A 16,970-nucleotide genomic window follows, 5' to 3' on the forward strand; every position below is an offset into this window, starting at 1 on the left:
GGGGCGTCGGGCCCCGGAAGCGATCCGGCGTCACCCTCCGGTCACGGGTCGGCGCGGAACTCGATCCGCCCGCCGTACATGCCCATCGCACAGGTCCAGTCGATCGTCCCGGGGTGCGGTACGCCCAGGTCGATCGTGGTCTCGCCGGTCACCGGCAGGACCTGCTGCCGATCGCGCGCGGGCAGGACGAAGCCCCGGGTGCAGCCGGTGGTGTGGTCGGTGCGCAACACCAGGACGGTGGGTACGCCGGCCCGGGCCAGCGCACGGGCCGGGTGGTAACCCTCGTTCGCCACTCGGACGGTGACGCGCTGCACACCGTCGGGCCCGGTGCTCGCCGCCGCGTGGTCGACCGCGCCGCGGGCCGTAGGAGTCCACCAGCCGGCCAGGCGCAGTCCGGAGCCGACCGTCCACGCGGCCACCACGAGCACCAACACGCCCAGGGCGGCGGTCAGTCGCCCGCGCAGCACCCGACCCGACGCGCCCACGAGCAGCCCCAGGACGGTGAACAGCGGGATGGTGCCGAGTACGAATCCGGTCAGCACGGCGGCGCCGCCGAGCGCGTTCTGCGAGGTGACGGCGACCAGTTCGGCGCCCAGCGTCACCCCGCACGGGACGAACACGGTGGCCGCGCCCAGGAGCAGCGGCCCGCGCCCGGCGCCGCGGGTCGAACCCCGCGGCAACAACCGGGCCACGCCGGGCACGCCGAGCATGGCCGATCCGAACAGCGCCATCAGCGCGGCGGCCAGGAGCATCAGGACCGCCCGGGTGCTCGGCGCCGGTTGGATCGCGCCGCCGAGCAGGCCGAGCAGTGCGCCCAGAACGGCGTGGGCGAGGAGCTTCGCGCCCAGGAAGGCGGCCAGCGCGCGGGGGAGCGGGCGGCGCGAGGGAGGCGCGGCGCAGTCGGCGGCTCCGGTGCGGTCGGCGCAATCGGTGGGCCCGATGACCGAGGTCGGCCCACACGGGCGAACCGCGCCGACCAGAAGGCCGCCCTGGACCGCCGCACAGGACGCGCCGCCCGCGGCGAACCCCGCACCGAGCCCGGTCGCGAACAGCGTGAGCACCTGCACGGCACCACCCCCACTCCGGGGAGATTACGGGCCATCACACACAGTGTGGAAGGTGCGCGGTGTGAAACATCTGTTTCACCCATATGGGTGCACATTTTACGTTCCGAAAAGGATAGCCTTACCGTGACGAGATAAATACTCAGAGTCAAGTCGGCCTATCCGGCCCGGACACTCTGCTTTCGACCCGCGCGCCGCCACCCCTGCGGCAGCCATGCCCGCCATGACATGACTGACCCCGGAGGACACGGACATGCCCGTTGCCCCTGTCGCCACGCCCGCGCCGGTTTCCAGGGCCGCGTCCGCGCGGGCCGATCTCGGTGCCTCGCTGGTGGTTTTCCTGGTCGCCGTTCCGCTCTCCCTCGGCATCGCGCTCGCGGCCGGCGCCCCGCTCGGCGCCGGCATCATCTCGGCCGTGGTCGGCGGCATCGTGGTCGGCCTGCTCGGCGGCGCGCCGCTCCAGGTGAGCGGCCCCACCGCGGGCCTGACGGTGATCGTGGCCGGTCTCGTACAAAACCACGGCTGGCGGGTGACCTGCCTGGTCACCGTCGGCGCCGGCCTGCTGCAGATCCTGCTCGGCGTGGCCAGGGTGGCCCGGGCCACCCTGGCCCTGTCGCCGGCCGTCGTGCACGGTGTCGTGGCCGGCATCGGCGTGGTGATCGCGCTGGCCCAACTGCACGTGGTCCTGGGCGGCGCGCCGCAACACTCGGCCTGGGAGAACCTGCGCGAACTGCCCCGTCAGGTCGCGGGCCTGCACACCCCCGCGGTCGCCGTCGGGATGATCACCGTGGCCCTGCTGCTCGGTTGGCCGCTGCTCGGCCGACTCCCCGGCCGCGGCGCGGCGTTGCGCCGAGTGCCGGCGCCGCTGGTCGCGGTCTCCCTGGCCACCGCGTGCGCGAGCGTGCTGCACCTGGACGTGGCGCGGGTGGACCTGTCCTCGGTCGTGTTCACCACCCCGGTGCTGCCCCCGTCGGGCGCGTGGGGCGCGATCGCGGTCGGCGTGGTCAGCGTGGCGCTGGTCTCCGGGATGGAGTCGCTGCTCTCGGCCGCGGCGGTCGACCGGCTGCACGACGGGCCGCGCGCCCGACTCGATCGTGAACTGATCGGCCAGGGTGTGGGCAACGTGGTCTCCGGCGCGATCGGCGGCTACCCCGTCACCGGCGTGGCGATCCGCTCGGTGACCAACGTGCGGGCCGGCGCGGTAACTCGGGCCGCGACGATCCTGCACGGTGTGTGGGTGATGGTGTTCGTGGTCCTGCTCGGCACGCTCGTCGAGCGCATTCCGCTCGCCGTGCTGGCCGCCCTGGTGATGGCGGTCGGCCTCCAGATGGTCAGCCTCGCGCACATCCGGCATGTACACCGCCACCGCGAATTCCCGGCCTACGCCGCGACGATCGCGGGCGTGGTCCTGGCCGGGGTGCTCCAGGGTGTGCTGCTCGGCGTGGTGGTCGCGGTGTGCACCGCGCTGTACCGGCTCAGCCGCAGCACCGTGCGGGTCCACCCCGGCGACGGGGTGCTGCACGTGGAGGTGCACGGCTCGCTCACCTTCCTGTCGGTGCCGCGACTGTCGCGCGTGCTCGCCAAGTTGCCGCCCGGGGAGCACGTGGTGGTGGACATGACGGTGGACTACCTCGACCAGGCCGCGTTCGAGGCCGTGCACTCGTGGCGTGCCGGCTACCTCGCGCGCGGCGGCCGGGTGGACATCGAGGAGATCCACGACGGTTGTTACGAGCGGGCCGCCGGCGGCGCCCCGGGGCCTCGGCGCTCCCGACTGACCCCGTCGCCGCGCTGGTTCGCGCCGTGGTGGCACTGGCAGCGCGCGTGTCCGCGCGAGGACGGCACCGCGTCCCAGGCCCTGGTGGCCGGCGCCCGCGAGTTCCGGCAGCGCACCGCGCCCCTGGTCCAACCGTTCCTGGAACGACTCGCGCTGGAGGGGCAGAAGCCGGCGCAACTGTTCATCACCTGCGCCGACTCGCGGATCGTGCCGAACCTGATCACCGCGAGCGGTCCCGGCGACCTGTTCACCGTGCGCAACGTCGGCAATCTGGTGCCGCGCGGCGACACCTCCCGGGTCGACCCGGGCACGGGCGACGCGTCGGTGGGCGCGGCGATCGAATACGCGGTGTCGGTGCTCGGAGTGCGCAGCATCACCGTGTGCGGGCACTCCGGCTGCGGGGCGATGAAGGCGCTGCTCGACAAGGTCGGCACGGTGCCGGACCCCGGATCGGGGTCCGGTGCCACGCCGCACCTGGATCGCTGGCTGCGGCACGGCGACGCGTCGCTGGCCCGCTTCACCGCCGAGTCCGCGCCGACCGTGACCGGTCGTACCGTGCCGCCGGTGGAGCGGTTGTGCCTGACCAACGTGGTCCAGCAACTGGACAACCTGCTCGACCACACGGTGGTCGCGCAGGCGGTGGCGGCGGGCCGACTGCGGTTGTTCGGGCTCTACTTCGACCTCGCGTCCGCGCAGATGCACCTCTACGACGCGGTGCGTGGCGACTTCGGTCCGGTGGACGCGGAACGGGCCGAGTCCGGGGCGCTCCCGGAGGTCGTCCCGACGGGCGCCGAAGATCACACTTTTCCGGCCCTCAACCCCGGATAGCCGGCCCGTACCCTCGCCCGGTCGGCCACGATGCGTCCTGTGTCTCGAAGTGGTCTAAACCAATCTCCGTGCTCCTCTTGCCGGCTCGGGCCGGTCCCTGATGAGCTACGGCAGAGAAGAGACCGCAGCCGCACGGAGGAGTACGCGTGAGCAACGCAGACCGGAACACGGGAGACAAGGCCGGCGAGGCACTGTCGAACCTGCTGCGCGAGGAGCGCCGCTTCGCACCTCCGCCCGCGCTCGCGGCCGACGCCAACGTCAAGGCCGACGCGTACGACCGGGCGGAGGCCGATCGGCTCGGCTTCTGGGCCGAGCAGGCCCGGCGGCTCGACTGGGCGGTCGAGCCGCAGGAGACGCTGGACTGGTCGACGCCCCCGTTCGCGAAGTGGTTCGCCGACGGCAAGCTGAACGTGGCCTACAACTGCGTCGACCGGCACGTCGAGGCGGGTCACGGCGACCGGGTCGCGATCCATTTCGAGGGCGAGCCGGGCGACACCCGCACGCTCACCTACGCCGACCTCAAGCGCGAGGTCTCCAAGGCGGCCAACGCGCTGACCTCGCTGGGCGTCGAGGCGGGCGACCGGGTGGCGATCTACCTGCCGATGATCCCGGAGGCGGTGATCTCGATGCTGGCGTGCGCGCGCATCGGCGCCCCGCACTCGGTGGTCTTCGGCGGCTTCTCCGCGGACGCGGTCTCCTCACGTGTCACCGACAACGACGCGCGGATCGTGATCACCGCCGACGGCGGCTACCGGCGCGGCAAGCCGTCGGCGCTCAAGCCCGCCATCGACGAGGCGCTGACGTCCTGTCCGGACGTGCGCAACGTGCTGGTCGTGCGGCGCACCGGCGGCGACGTCGCGTGGACCGAGGGCCGCGACATCTGGTGGCACGACCTGGTCGACGCGCAGTCGGAGGAGCACGAGCCGCAGCCGTTCGACGCCGAGCACCCGCTGTTCATCCTGTACACGTCGGGAACCACCGGTAAGCCCAAGGGCATCCTGCACACCTCCGGCGGCTATCTGACCCAGGCGAGCTACACCCACCACGCGGTCTTCGACCTCAAGCCCGAGACCGACGTGTACTGGTGCACCGCCGACATCGGCTGGGTCACCGGACACTCCTACATCACCTACGGCCCGCTCTCCAACGGCGCCACCCAGGTCATGTACGAGGGCACGCCCGACACCCCGCACCAGGGCCGCTGGTGGGAGATCGTGGCGAAGTACGGGGTCACGATCCTGTACACCGCGCCCACCGCGATCCGCACCTGCATGAAGTGGGGCGACGACATCCCCGCCAAGTTCGACCTGTCCTCGCTGCGCATCCTGGGCAGTGTCGGCGAGCCGATCAACCCCGAGGCGTGGATCTGGTACCGCGAGCACATCGGTGCCGGGAAGACCCCGATCGTGGACACCTGGTGGCAGACCGAGACCGGCGCGATCATGATCAGCCCGCTGCCGGGCGTCACCTCCACCAAGCCGGGCTCCGCGCAGCGCGCGCTGCCGGGCATCTCGGCCAAGGTCGTCGACGACACCGCGACCGAGGTCGGCAACGGCGGCGGCGGCTACCTCGTCCTGGACCAGCCGTGGCCGTCGATGCTGCGCACCATCTGGGGTGACGACCAGCGGTTCAAGGACACCTACTGGTCGCGCTTCGAGGACCTGTACTTCGCCGGCGACGGTGCGAAGAAGGACGACGACGGCGACATCTGGCTGCTCGGCCGGGTCGACGACGTGATGCTCGTGTCGGGCCACAACATCTCCACCACCGAGGTCGAGTCGGCCCTGGTGTCGCACCCCAAGGTCGCCGAGTCGGCGGTGGTCGGCGCGACCGACGCGACCACCGGGCAGGCGATCGTGGCGTTCGTGATCCTGCGCGGCAGCGCCTCGGAGTCGGCCGAACTGGTCGCCGAACTGCGCGAGCACGTCGGCAAGGTGCTCGGCCCGATCGCCAAGCCGAAGCGGATCCTGCCGGTGGCGGAGCTGCCCAAGACCCGCTCCGGCAAGATCATGCGCCGACTGCTGCGCGACGTGGCGGAGAACCGCACGCTCGGCGACGTCACCACGCTGACCGACTCGTCGGTGATGGACCTGATCTCGTCGCAGCTGCCGTCGGCCCCGACGGAGGACTGAGCGGTACGGAGTGGATGCGGGGCGGTCCGTCTCTGGTGGGCGGGCCGCCCCGCGTCGTGGGGATCGGGGCTTCGGAGCCGGGCTCGGGGTCGCGCTTCGGACGGGGCGTGTCGAACCGGCGCTTCTGCGAGGCGTTTCGAACCGGTGCTTCGGGCAGGAGGCCCCGGGTCGGTGTCTCGGACCGGTGTCTCAGACCGGTGTGGAGATTGCCTGCGGACCGAGGACGAACGTCGAGTCGACCTGCTCGGCCAGGTCGACGCCGGTCTTCGCGTTGGCCCAGCCGCGGGCGTTCCGCAGGTGGAACTCGACCATCTGCGCGGTGTATCGCCCCCAGTCGCGGCGCTCGAAACCGGCGTCGGCGGCGTCCACCAACTCGTCCAGCGCGGCCCGGTTGACCGGTTCCAGGCTGTCGAAGTCGGGGGAGTGGCCCTTCTCCAGGGCCCGTACGTAGTCGGACTGCACGGTCCAGGTGAGCAGGTCGTCGCCGACGTGCTCGCGCAGGAACTCGACGTCGTCGGGGCCCTGGACCTTGTTGCCGACCACCGCGAGCGAGACGCCCCAGTCGCGGGCGTAGTCGCGGTATTGCCGGTAGACGCCCACACCCTTGCGGGTCGGCTCGGCGACCAGGAAGGTCAGGTCGAACCGGGTGAACAGCCCGGAGGCGAACGAGTCGGAGCCGGCGGTCATGTCGACCACCAGATACTCGCCCGCGCCGTCGACGAGGTGGTTGAGGTACAACTCCACCGCGCCGACCTTCGAGTGGTAGCACGCGACACCGAGATCGGACTCGGCGAACGGCCCGGTCGCCATCAGCCGCAGTCCGGGCAGGCCGGGCACCTCGCGCGCGCACGCCGCGTGGATCGGGTTGTCCTCGGTGAGTCGGATCAGCCGCGAACCCCGGCCCGGCGGGGTGGTCTTGACCATCTGCTCGGTCGAGCCGATCCGCGGGTTGTCGCCGCGCAACCAGTCCTTGATCGTGGGCAGGCGGGCGCCCATCGCGGGCATCGCCGCCGCGGCCTGCTCGTCGAGGCCGAGCGCGGCGCCGAGGTGCTGGTTGATGTCCGCGTCCACGGCGACCACCGGACGGCCGGCGGCCACCAGATGCCGGATGAACAACGACGAGAGCGTGGTCTTGCCGCTGCCGCCCTTGCCGACGAAGGCGATTTTCACGGCCTCTCCCTTGATATATGAGTTTGACAATCGTTTTCGATAGGATCATCCGTTGCGGACCGTGATCACGTCAAGTCGGAAAGTAGTCGCAGTGTCGGCCGGGAGAGTGTCGGCCGGGAGGGCGTCACCACGCGCGGGCGCGGTCGGGCTCGGCGCGGGCCCGCGTCACGGGGAATTCCCGGCCCGGCGTAGGGTCGCTCGGGTGAGCACCGCAACCGATCCCCTCGCCGCCCTCGCGCTCCTGCCCGGCGTGCCGGAGTCCGTCGAGGACACCCGCACGGCGGTGGACCGGCTGCTCGGCCACCGCACGATGCGCCGCCGCAGCATGGACATCAGTGCCGAATCCGCGCTTCGGGGCGCGCGGGCCAGTGCCGCCCTGGAGGGCGTCGACTGGTCGCTGGAGGAGATTCGCCGGCGAACCGACTACTCGTCCTCGCTCGACGACGGCGGTGCGGTGGTCGCGGGCGCGTTGCGGCTGTCCGCCGAGATCGGCACGCTCCTCGGCACCTGGGGGCACAGTCCGCTCCAGGTGCTGGCCCGGCTGCACGTGGTCGCCGCGGCCGACGCGGTGCCCGCCGAGGTGCTGGGCCGGCCGCGTCGGGACGACGAGTCGTCGGCCGGGCAACTTCCGGCGGACGAGGTGGCGGCCCGGCTCGACGGGCTGTCCCGACTGCTGCTCGCGCCGTCCGCCGCGCCCGCCGTCGTGGTCGCCGCGGTCACCCACGGGGAGATCCTGAGCCTGGCCCCGTTCGGCTGGGGCAACGGGTTGATCGCCCGCGCCGCGCAGCGGATCGTGCTGATCACCCGGGGCCTGGACCCGAAGGGCGCGGCGGTGCCGGAGGTCGGCCACCTGGAACTGGGCGTGGATGCCTACGCCGAGGCGCTGCGGGCGTACGAGAGCGGTACCGCCGAGGGCGTGGCGACCTGGATCCGGCATTGCGCGGAGGCGATGACGTTGGGCGCGCGCGAGAGCGTCGCGGTGTGCGAAGCGGTGATGCGCGGGATCTGACGCCCGGCGGAGCGGGGTCGGCTCGGGGCGGGGGCGTCTCGGATGGGCCCGGCCCGGCCCGGCTCGGTGCGGTTCGTTGCGGCGGGTTGTTTCGGGTTGTTTCGGACTGTCTCGGGTCCGGACGTACGAGACGGCGGCGCCCGCGAGGACGCCGCCGCTGTGTCACTTCCGCCGGGGTATCAGGCGCGTACCCGTTATGACGATCGGCCCCTGCATGCGCATCCACGGGGGGAAGAACATGCAGGTCGTCCGACGCGTTCGGCCCCTACGAGGGTCGGTCGCACGTGGGTTCCCGGCGGTCGTGCTCGATCCGTCCCGGCCACCCGGGTGAGCGGGGGCCGTACGGGCCGTTGGTCCCTTTTCTAGTGGGTTGCCGAGAGGAGGGGAACCCCTGACCCAAGATCTTTACTTTCGGCCTTTGTCGGATTTGCTCCGCTGTCGGCGATCGTCCGGCGTCACCGCGGCCTTGCCGCGTGGTCAGCGGCGCTTCCTGGCGAGGTACCAGACGAAGCCGGCCGCGGTGGCGCCCGCGCCGATCGCGGTCGCGGCGAGCACGGGGCGCGAGGGCACCGAGAGGCTGGGCACCCGCTGGCGCAGCGCCACGGGGCGGCTGAAGACCAGTACGGGCCACCCGCGGGCGGTCGCCTCGCGACGCAGGCCGCGGTCCGGGTTGACCGCGTACGGGTGGCCGACCTCCAGGAGCATCGGCAGGTCGGTGACCGAGTCGCTGTACGCGTAGCAGGAGGTGAGGTCGTAGCCCTCGGTGCGGGCCAACTCCTTGACCGCCGCGGCCTTGTTGGGCCCGTACGCGTAGAAGTCGATCTCGCCGGAGTAGCGGCCGTCCTCGACCACCATCCGGGTGGCCACCACGCGGTCCGCGCCGAGCATGTCGCCGATGGGCTCGACCACTTCGGCCCCGGACGAGCTGACGATGACCACGTCGCGGCCGGCCGCGTGGTGTTCCTCGATCAGCGACGCGGCCTCGTCGTAGATGATCGGGTCGATCATGTCGTGCAGGGTCTCCGCGACGATCTCGCGCACCTGCTGCACGTCCCAGCCGCGGCACAGCGCGGACAGGTATTCGCGCATACGCTCCATCTGGTCGTGATCCGCGCCGCCGACGAGGAAGACGAACTGGGCGTAGGCGCTCTTGAGGACGGAGCGGCGATTGATGAGTCCGCCGTGGTAGAAGGATCTGCTGAACGCCAGCGCACTGGACCTGGCGATGATGGTCTTGTCGAGGTCGAAGAAGGCTGCTGTCCGCTTCGGCGCCTGGGTTTCCACAGTTCACGAGGATAAGGGCAGCCATTCGGCGTAAACTCCGCGTCGTGGGTTTGCTAGAGAACCCCCTCGGGTACATCCTGGAAGTCACGGATCGTTCGCGACCGTGCTAACCCGGTCCGACTCCTCCCCCCCCGAGTCGGCCGCGGAGACGACCCCCGCTCTCCCCCCCGGCGGGGGTCGTCGCTTGTCCGGGGGGCTTTTTTGCGTCCCGATGCGAGTGGACGCGGGTTTTGTTCGGGCGTAGTCGCCGGGGTGGTAATCCCCGATGCGGGTCGGTTCCCTCGTGATTGTCGGCGGTTGTCGGCGGTTGTCGGCGGTTGTCGGCGGTTGCTGGCGGTTGCCGGCGTTGCGCGTTGTCGCGGGGAATCGGGGCGGATTTCGGGGTCGCGGGTGGGCGACGGCGCCGGGGCCATGCCGTGGGGTGGGTGGGCGCGAGGGCCCGTGGGGGTGGGCCCTCGGGTCGGGGTCGAGGTCGGGGTGGGGTCGGAAGGGCTCGGGTGTACCTCACGCGAGTGAATCCGTGATCCACAGTCGCGGGCTTGTCCACAGGTGGGAACCACCCGCTCGGCGGAGCGCGCGATCGCCGCGACGGTTGGGGTCAGTTCCCGGGAGGGCCGGTTCGGCCGGACCTCCCCGACCCCTGGAGGTTCCGTGGCAGCCCTTTCTCCACCTCGGCCGGCTCGTCCGCTCCTGGTGACCGGCGATCCGGCCCTGCTCGACGAACTGCTGCGGCTGTGCGCGGTGGCCGGGATCGAGCCGGAGGTGCAACCGGACGCGGGTGCGGCGCGGGCCGCCTGGCCGGGGGCGCCGTTGGTGATCGTCGGCGACGACGTGACGCCGGGGTTGGCCCGGTGCGGGCTGCCGCGCCGTGAGGACGTGGTGCTGATCGGCGACGACCTGGACGACGGCGACGTGTGGCGGCGGGCGGTGGACGTGGGCGCGGACCATGTGGTGTTCCTGCCCGACGCGGAGCACTGGATCGTCGATCGGCTCGGCGATGTCGCCGAGGGCACCGGGCCCGACGCGCACACCATCGCGGTGCTCGGCGGGTGCGGCGGCAGCGGGGCCAGCACGCTGGCCTGTGCGCTCGGGGTGGCGGCGGTGCGGACCGGGCTGGCCACCGCGCTGGTGGACGTGGACCCGCTGGGCGGCGGCCTCGACGTGCTGCTCGGCGGCGAGGACGAGAGTGGGCTGCGCTGGTCCGATCTGGCGAGTGCGCGCGGGCGGATCGACGGGGGTGCGCTCTCCGATGCGCTGCCGCACCTGCACGGGTTGACCGTGTTGTCCTGGGATCGGGACCGGCCGCCCGCGATCCCGCCGGAGACGGTGCGCTCGGTGGTGCGGGCGGTGCGCAGACGGCACGACGTGGTGGTGCTCGACGTGCCCCGGCATGCCGATCCGGCGACGGCGGAGGCGCTGCGGCTGTGCGACACGGGGCTGTTGGTGGTGCCGGCCGAGGTGCGGGCGCTGGCCGCGGCGGCGCAGGTTGCCGGCCGGGTGGGGTCGATGGTGCGCGACCTGCGGGCGGTGGTGCGGCAGCCGAGTTCGTCGGGGCTGACCTCCGAAGCGGTCGCGCGGGGACTGGGGCTGCCGCTCGCGGGGGAGTTGCGGCCCGAGGCGGGGTTGGCGGCGGCCACCGAGCGGGGTGATCCGCCGGGGCTGCGCACGCGGGGGCCGCTGGCCCGGTTCTGCCGCGACTACCTCGCGGGCAATCCGGCCGGCGTGGCGCGGGAGGCGGCGTGAGCGCGCGCGAGATGCCGCCGATGCCGCCGTTCCCGCCGCCGGGCGCGCCGCCGCTGCCGCCGAGGGGCGTGCGGTCGGGGCGGGTGCCGCAGCCGCCGCCGTGGCCGGTGCCGGCGCCGCCGGTCGGGGGCACCGGGGTCTTCTCCGCGCCGCAGCCGCGACCGGTCGCGGTGCCGGTCGCGGAAGCCGGCCCGGTGATCGCTCCGCCGCCGGATCCGGAGTTGGTCGAGGCGGTGCGGGCGCGGTTGGCCGCCGGTGGGCACGAGCCGACGCCCGCGGCGGTGGCCGCGGCGTTGCGGGCCGAGGGGCGGGTGCTCGGTGAGGCGGCGCTGCCGGACCTGGTCCGGGCGCTGCGGTCGGAGATCGCCGGGGCCGGACCGTTGGACGTGCTGCTGCGCGACCCCGAGGTGACCGACGTGCTGGTCAACGCGCCCGACGAGGTGTGGATCGATCGGGGCGCGGGCCCGCAGCGCACGCCGGTGACCTTCGCCGACGACGCGGCGGTGCGGCGGTTGGCCCAGCGGTTGGCGAGCGGGGTCGGGCGGCGGTTGGACGACGCCTCGCCGTACGTGGACGCCACGCTCGCCGACGGTGTGCGGCTGCACGCGGTGTTGCGGCCGGTCGCGGTGCGCGGTACGTGCCTGTCGTTGCGGGTTCCTCGGCGTACCTCGCTGGGGGTGGCCGATCTGGTGCGGGCCGGCTCGTTGTCGCCGGCTGCCGCCGAACTGCTGTGTGCGGTGGTCTCGGCGCGGGCCGCGTTCCTGGTCTCGGGCGGTACCGGGTCGGGCAAGACCACGCTGCTGGGGGCGTTGCTGGGTTGTGCGCATCCGGCCGAACGGCTGCTGCTCGCCGAGGACTCGGCCGAGCTGACGCCGCGTCACCCGCATGTGGTGCGGCTGGAGTCGCGGCCGGCCAACGTCGAGGGCGCGGGCGAGGTCACCCTGCGCGACCTGGTTCGCCAGGCCCTGCGGATGCGGCCGGACCGGCTCGTGGTCGGCGAGGTGCGGGGTGCCGAGGTGGTGGAGCTGCTCGCGGCCCTGAACACCGGGCACGAGGGCGGCTGCGGCACGGTGCACGCGAACTCGGCGGCCGATGTGCCTGCGCGGTTGGAGGCGTTGGGGGCGCTGGCCGGTCTCGGCCGGGACGCGGTGCACAGCCAGGTGGCGGCCGCGCTCGATCTGGTCGTGCATGTGGTGCGCGAGCGCGACGGGTTGCGGCGAGCGGCCGAGGTCCATGTCCTGGAACGGGACACGGCGGGCTGGGTACGACCGGTGCCGGCGGTGAGCTTCGAACGCGCCGGCGGCTGCCGCCCGGGCCCGGGCCACGGCAGGTTGGCCGCGCTGCTCGCGGGGTGGTGGCGCGGATGACAACGACCTCGAAGGCCGGCGGGTCGGCCCGACTGGGGCGTCCTCAAGCGCCGGACGGGCTGGGTGGGTTGCGTTCACCGGTTCGGGTGGCGGTTTTCGGGGGTCTGCGGCGGGCGTCCTCAAGCGCCGGACGGGCTGGATGGGGTTGTGTTCGCCGGTTCGGGTGGCGGTTCCCGGGGCCTGCGGTGGGCGTCCTCAAGCGCCGGACGGGCTGGTGTTCGCCCGTTTGGGCGGCGGTTCGCGGGCGCCTGCGGTGGTTGTCCTCAAGCGCCGGACGGGCTGGGTGGGTTGCGTCCACCGGTTCGGGTGGCGGTTTCCGGGGGCCTGCGGTGGGCGTCCTCAAGCGCCGGACGGGCTGGATGGGGTTGTGTTCGCCGGTTCGGGTGGCGGTTCTCGGGGGCCTGCGGCGGGCGTCCTCAAGCGCCGGACGGGCTGGGGTGGGTTGCGTCCACCGGGGGGTGCGGTGGTTGTCCTGATGCGCCGGACGGGTGGATGAGGTCGTGTTGGCCGGTTCGGGCGGTGGTTTTTGGGTGCCTGCGGGGGGCGTTCTCGGGCGCCTGGGTGGGTGGGGGTCGCTGGGGTGGTTGGGGCGGTGGGGCGGCTTGGTTGTGGGTGGTGTCGGGGGTGTGGGAGCCGTGCGGGGCCGGATGGTGGTGGGGGTGTTTTTGGTGGCGGTTGGGTGGAGGTGGGTGGGTGATTTACGTGGTAATGGGGGCGTTTGGGGTTGGTGGGGTGGTGTGGTGGTCCATGGATCGGGTGGGGCCTGGGCGGGTGGCTGGGGTGTTGGGGGTTTCGGGCGAGCTCCGGCGTGGGTGGGGGGCTTGGGTGGGGGTGGTTGGGCGGCGTCGGTCGGTTGTTGCGGTGTTGGCCGTGGGGGGCTTGGTGGCTCTGGCGCTGGGGTCCGCGGTGCCTGTGCTGGTGGCTTTGCCGGGAGCCTGGGTGGTGCGACGGCGGCGGGATCGTGCCCGAGGTGAGCGGGATGCCGGGGCGGTGCGTTGTGGCGTGGTGCGGCTGTGTGCGGCGCTGGCGGGGGAGTCGCGCGCCGGGCGCACACCGGCACAGGCGTTGGCCGCCGCGGCGCATGCGGTGGATGGGCCGATCCTGGCCGTGGTGGGCGAGGCGATCGGGACCGCCCGAGTGGGTGGCGACGTGCCGGACGCGCTGGATCGTGCGGCGGCCGCGCCCGGGGCGGCCGGGCTGCGTCGGATCGCCGCCTGCTGGCGGATCGCGACCGGGCGAGGCGCCGGGTTCGCACCGGCCCTGGAACGGATCGCGGCGGGTCTGCGGGCCGAGGAGGACGCCCACGAGGAGGTGATCGCCGAACTCGCCGGGGTCCGCTCGACCGCGCAGGTCCTGGCCGCGCTGCCGGTGTTCGGTCTGTTCCTGGGCAGCGCCCTGGGGGCTCGGCCGGTGGAGGTGTTGTTGCGCACGCCGGTCGGGATCGGGTGCCTGTGCGCGGGGCTATCGCTCGTGGTGGTCGGTCTGGAGTGGACCGATCGCCTGGTGGCTCGAGCCGGTCCGGTGCCGGGATGAGCGCGACGGCGGTGCTGGTGGCGGTCGTCGCGGCGGCGGGCGGCGCGGCCGGCGCGGTGCGGGGGCGGGGCCCGGAGCTCCGCCGGCCGTCGGCGCGGGGGCGGGATCCGGCGCTTGGTCGGCGGGCCGCGGCGGGGCTCGGCGGGGTTGCGGTGTTCGCGCTGCTCGGAGGCTGGCTCGGGGGTGCGGCCGGGCTCGTGGTGGCGGTCGTCCTGAACCGGCGGCTGACGGGCCTGGAGTCGCGGTCCGGACGGGCCCTGCGGGATCGGCTGCGGGCCGATCTGCCGCCCGCGGCCGACCTGTTCGCGGCGTGCCTGGTGGCGGGCAGCACACCGGCGGACGCGGCCGATGCGGTCGCGCACGCGGTCGGCGGGCCGCTGGCGGGCCGACTGCGGCCGATCGTGGCCTCGTTGCGGCTCGGTGGCGACCCCGGGCGGTGCTGGCTCGGGCTGACGGACGACCCCGTACTCGCGCCGCTGGGGCGGGTGTTGGCCCGGGCGGCGACCGGGGGTGTGCCCGCGGCGGTCCTGGTCGCCGGGATGGCCGACGAGCAACGGGCCGAGCAGCGCCGGGCGGCGACTTCGGCCGCCCGCCGGGTGGGGGTGCGCGCCACGATCCCGCTCGGATTGTGCTTCCTGCCCGCGTTCCTGCTGGTCGGGGTGGTCCCGATCGTGATCGGCCTGAGCACGTCGCTGCTGCGGTCGAGGTGAGTCGGCGAGGGCTTCAACCGAAAAACCCACATTAATGCAGGTTTCATGCAGTTCCGTATCGATGAGGGGGAGACTCATGCGCATGTTGATTCCGAGCGCACGTCGAGTGTGGTCGTGGCTGCGTGTCGACACCGGGATGACCACCGCGGAATACGCGGTCGGCACGGTCGCCGCAGTGGCGTTCGGCGCGGTGTTGTTCAAAATCGTGACGAGTCCGGGAGTCGCTGCAGCGCTCGCCAAGGTGATCACCAAGGCGCTCGATGTCTCGTTCTGAGGCTCGCGACGAGGCGGGAACGGGTGCGCGTGCGGATGCCGGCCGCGCGGCGATGCGGGTGCTTCGCGGGGCGGACGGATTCGTGACCGCGGAGACCGCCGTGGTGTTGCCGGTCCTGGTGGTGGTGACCGCCGTGCTGACGGCCGGGATCGGGGCCGCCACCGCGCAGATCCGCTGCGTGGACGCGGCCCAGGCGGGGGCGCGTGCGCTGGCGCGGGGCGAGCCGACCGAGGTCGCGGTGGCGCGGGCCACGGCCGCCGGGCCGACCGGTGCGCGGACGGGGGTGTCCGGTGGGGACGGCCTGGTGCGCTTCCGGGTCACCGCCGAGGTCGGCGTGCCGGGTGCGGCCTGGGCCGGGATCACGTTCCACGTGGAACATACGGCGGTGGCGGCCGTCGAGGCGGAGGCGCCGCCGTGAGGGCAGGCCGGTCGGGACAGGAGGGCTCGGCCACGTTGTGGGTGCTTGCGTTCGCGCTGGTCCCGATGTGCGCGGCGGCGTTCGTCTTCGTCTTCGCCGGAGCGGTCGCGGCCCGACACCGCGCCGGTGCCGCCGCCGACCTGGCCGCACTGGCCGCCGCAGCTCGATCCGCCGGCGGCTCCGGCCCCGACGAGGCCTGCGCCTGGGCCCGCCGAGTGGCCCGAGCCCAGCAAACGAGTCTGACAAGCTGCCGCCTCACCAACGGCTTCGCCGAGGTCCGAGTATCGGCCCCCACCCGAATCGGCACAGCCCACGCCACCGCCCGAGCCGGCCCGGCCGCCGAACCACCGCAGCCCACCCCAACCAGCCCACCCACTCGACACCCGGCGTCCCCGCACGAGCCCCAGCCGAACCGAACGGCGCCGAACCGCCCAAAAAACAACCACCAACCACGCCGACCGACCCCGTCCCGGCCGCGGCACGGGTCGCGGGAGGGGTGCGCCGACCCGCCCCGTGGCCGGGTGCGATGCGCGTCTGCTTCGCAGCCGGGATGAAGTCCCACGCCGCAGGCGGCGACGCGTGTCCGCCACGCGGCCCGACGGTGTGGCGCTGCGCACATGGCACCCGTCCGCCACGCGGCCGAGGCAGACGGCCAACTCCCGACTTCACCCGCCCAGGTCGGCCCCCCACTGGGCGCGTCAGCGCCCACGACTCGGGCCACCCACGCGATCGACGCGCGCAGCGCGGAGAGCGGCGGAGCCGCCAGTTTTGGGCCGGATGGCCCGGAGCGAAGCGGAGGGACAGCCGGCCCCGAGCGAGGGGCCGCTTTTCTGCGGAGGAGCGAAGCGGGGGAGCAGAAAAGTGGTCCCTCGCGAGCCGGCGCGAAGCGCCCAACAAGAAGCAACGCTGCGGAACACGACCCGGGTCTCGTGTCGTGTTCGGGTCGCGACCCGGGTCTCGTGTCGTGTTCGGGTCGCGACCCGGGCCCCGTGCCGTGTTCGGGTCGCGACCCGGGCCCCGTGCCGTGCCGGGTTGCGACCGAGGCCCCGTGCCGTGTTCAGGTTGCGATCGAGGTCTCGTGCCGCGTTCGGGTTGCGACCGGGTCTCGTGCCGTGTCGGGTCGCGACCCGGGCCTTATGCCGCGTTCGGGTTGCCACCGAGGTCTCGTGCCGTGCCGGGTTGCGACCAGGGTCTCGTGCCGTGTCGGATCGCGACCGAGGCCCGTGCCGTGTCAAGTCGCGATCCGGAGTTCCGTGCCGTGTCGGGTCGTGTCCGGGGTCTCGTGTCGTGTTCGGGTCGCGACCGGGGCCTGTGCCGTGTCGGGTCGCGACCGGGGTCCCGTGTCGCGTTCGGGTTGCGACGGGGGTCCCATGCCGTGTCAGGTCGCGACCGGGTCCCGTGCCGTGTCGGGTCGTGTCCGGGGTCTCGTGTCGTGTTCGGGTCGCGACCGGGGCCTGTGCCGTGTCGGGTCGCGACCGGGGTCCCGTGTCGCGTTCGGGTTGCGACGGGGGTCCCATGCCGTGTCAGGTCGCGACCCGAGGCCCGTGCCGTGTCAAGTCGCGACCCGGAGTCTCGTGCCGTGTTCGGGTCGCGACCGGGTCCCGTGCCGTGTCGGGTCGCGACCGGGTCCCGTGCCGTGTTCGGGTCGCGTCCGGGGTCTCGTG

Annotated in this window: 13 protein-coding genes; 10 read left to right on the top strand and 3 right to left on the bottom strand. The window is 73.3% G+C overall.

Going from position 1 to position 16,970, the window contains the following annotated elements; translation table 11 throughout:
• Nucleotides 1-41: 41 nt before the first annotated feature.
• On the bottom strand, nucleotides 42-1,067 hold the full coding sequence (locus tag B4N89_RS16030) for a sulfite exporter TauE/SafE family protein (RefSeq protein WP_101897097.1): 1,026 nt from the start codon (nucleotides 1,065-1,067) through the stop codon (nucleotides 42-44).
• Nucleotides 1,068-1,317: 250 nt separating this feature from the next.
• Here B4N89_RS16030 and B4N89_RS16035 point away from each other — a divergent pair, with 250 nt between their 5' ends.
• Both B4N89_RS16035 and acs read left to right on the top strand, forming a co-directional pair.
• The gene (locus B4N89_RS16035; RefSeq protein ID WP_078976505.1) at nucleotides 1,318-3,666 is read left to right on the top strand and encodes a SulP family inorganic anion transporter; all 2,349 of its coding nucleotides are present in this window, start codon (nucleotides 1,318-1,320) and stop codon (nucleotides 3,664-3,666) included.
• Nucleotides 3,667-3,812: 146 nt separating this feature from the next.
• Nucleotides 3,813-5,798 (top strand): acetate--CoA ligase, encoded by a 1,986-nt coding sequence (gene acs / locus B4N89_RS16040; RefSeq protein ID WP_078976506.1) that lies wholly within the window; start codon nucleotides 3,813-3,815, stop codon nucleotides 5,796-5,798.
• Between the two features lie 189 nt (nucleotides 5,799-5,987).
• On the opposite strand, the gene B4N89_RS16045 is transcribed toward acs, so the two are convergent.
• Nucleotides 5,988-6,968: an ATP-binding protein gene (locus B4N89_RS16045; protein WP_078976507.1), complete on the bottom strand. Its 981-nt coding sequence runs from the start codon at nucleotides 6,966-6,968 to the stop codon at nucleotides 5,988-5,990.
• 202 nt (nucleotides 6,969-7,170) lie between these two features.
• On the opposite strand from B4N89_RS16045, the gene B4N89_RS16050 reads away from it, so the two are divergent.
• Nucleotides 7,171-7,977, top strand: coding sequence for an oxidoreductase (locus tag B4N89_RS16050; RefSeq protein WP_078976508.1), 807 nt, complete (start codon nucleotides 7,171-7,173; stop codon nucleotides 7,975-7,977).
• 477 nt (nucleotides 7,978-8,454) lie between these two features.
• Here the strand turns inward: B4N89_RS16050 and B4N89_RS16055 are convergent, their stop codons facing one another.
• Nucleotides 8,455-9,261 (bottom strand): HAD family hydrolase, encoded by an 807-nt coding sequence (locus tag B4N89_RS16055; protein WP_078976509.1) that lies wholly within the window; start codon nucleotides 9,259-9,261, stop codon nucleotides 8,455-8,457.
• A 651-nt stretch (nucleotides 9,262-9,912) separates the two neighbouring features.
• Here B4N89_RS16055 and ssd point away from each other — a divergent pair.
• The 7 genes from ssd to B4N89_RS16090 all read left to right on the top strand — a co-directional run bounded on the left by ssd (nucleotide 9,913) and on the right by B4N89_RS16090 (nucleotide 15,860).
• Nucleotides 9,913-11,004, top strand: a complete 1,092-nt coding sequence (gene ssd, locus B4N89_RS16060) for a septum site-determining protein Ssd (protein WP_235618641.1) — start codon at nucleotides 9,913-9,915, stop codon at nucleotides 11,002-11,004.
• Nucleotides 11,001-12,371 carry a TadA family conjugal transfer-associated ATPase gene (locus B4N89_RS16065; RefSeq protein WP_235618642.1) on the top strand — a complete coding sequence of 457 codons (1,371 nt, stop codon included), beginning with the start codon at nucleotides 11,001-11,003 and terminating at the stop codon, nucleotides 12,369-12,371. Before ssd ends, B4N89_RS16065 begins: the two co-directional genes overlap by 4 nt.
• Nucleotides 12,372-13,361: 990 nt before the next feature.
• Nucleotides 13,362-13,904: a type II secretion system F family protein gene (locus B4N89_RS49810; RefSeq protein WP_161500734.1), complete on the top strand. Its 543-nt coding sequence runs from the start codon at nucleotides 13,362-13,364 to the stop codon at nucleotides 13,902-13,904.
• Nucleotides 13,901-14,614, top strand: a complete 714-nt coding sequence (locus tag B4N89_RS16075; protein ID WP_078976512.1) for a type II secretion system F family protein — start codon at nucleotides 13,901-13,903, stop codon at nucleotides 14,612-14,614. Before B4N89_RS49810 ends, B4N89_RS16075 begins: the two co-directional genes overlap by 4 nt.
• Nucleotides 14,615-14,696: 82 nt before the next feature.
• Complete coding sequence (locus tag B4N89_RS16080) at nucleotides 14,697-14,888, top strand: DUF4244 domain-containing protein (RefSeq protein ID WP_321170693.1); 192 nt, start codon at nucleotides 14,697-14,699, stop codon at nucleotides 14,886-14,888.
• Between the two features lie 82 nt (nucleotides 14,889-14,970).
• Nucleotides 14,971-15,306 (top strand): TadE family type IV pilus minor pilin, encoded by a 336-nt coding sequence (locus B4N89_RS53010; RefSeq protein WP_201260850.1) that lies wholly within the window; start codon nucleotides 14,971-14,973, stop codon nucleotides 15,304-15,306.
• A complete protein-coding gene (locus B4N89_RS16090; protein ID WP_268812512.1) occupies nucleotides 15,303-15,860 on the top strand; it encodes an Rv3654c family TadE-like protein in 558 nt (185 codons plus the stop codon). Before B4N89_RS53010 ends, B4N89_RS16090 begins: the two co-directional genes overlap by 4 nt.
• Nucleotides 15,861-16,970: the final 1,110 nt, after the last annotated feature.

Origin of the sequence: Embleya scabrispora, from assembly GCF_002024165.1 — a bacterium.
GTDB lineage: Bacteria > Actinomycetota > Actinomycetes > Streptomycetales > Streptomycetaceae > Embleya > Embleya scabrispora_A.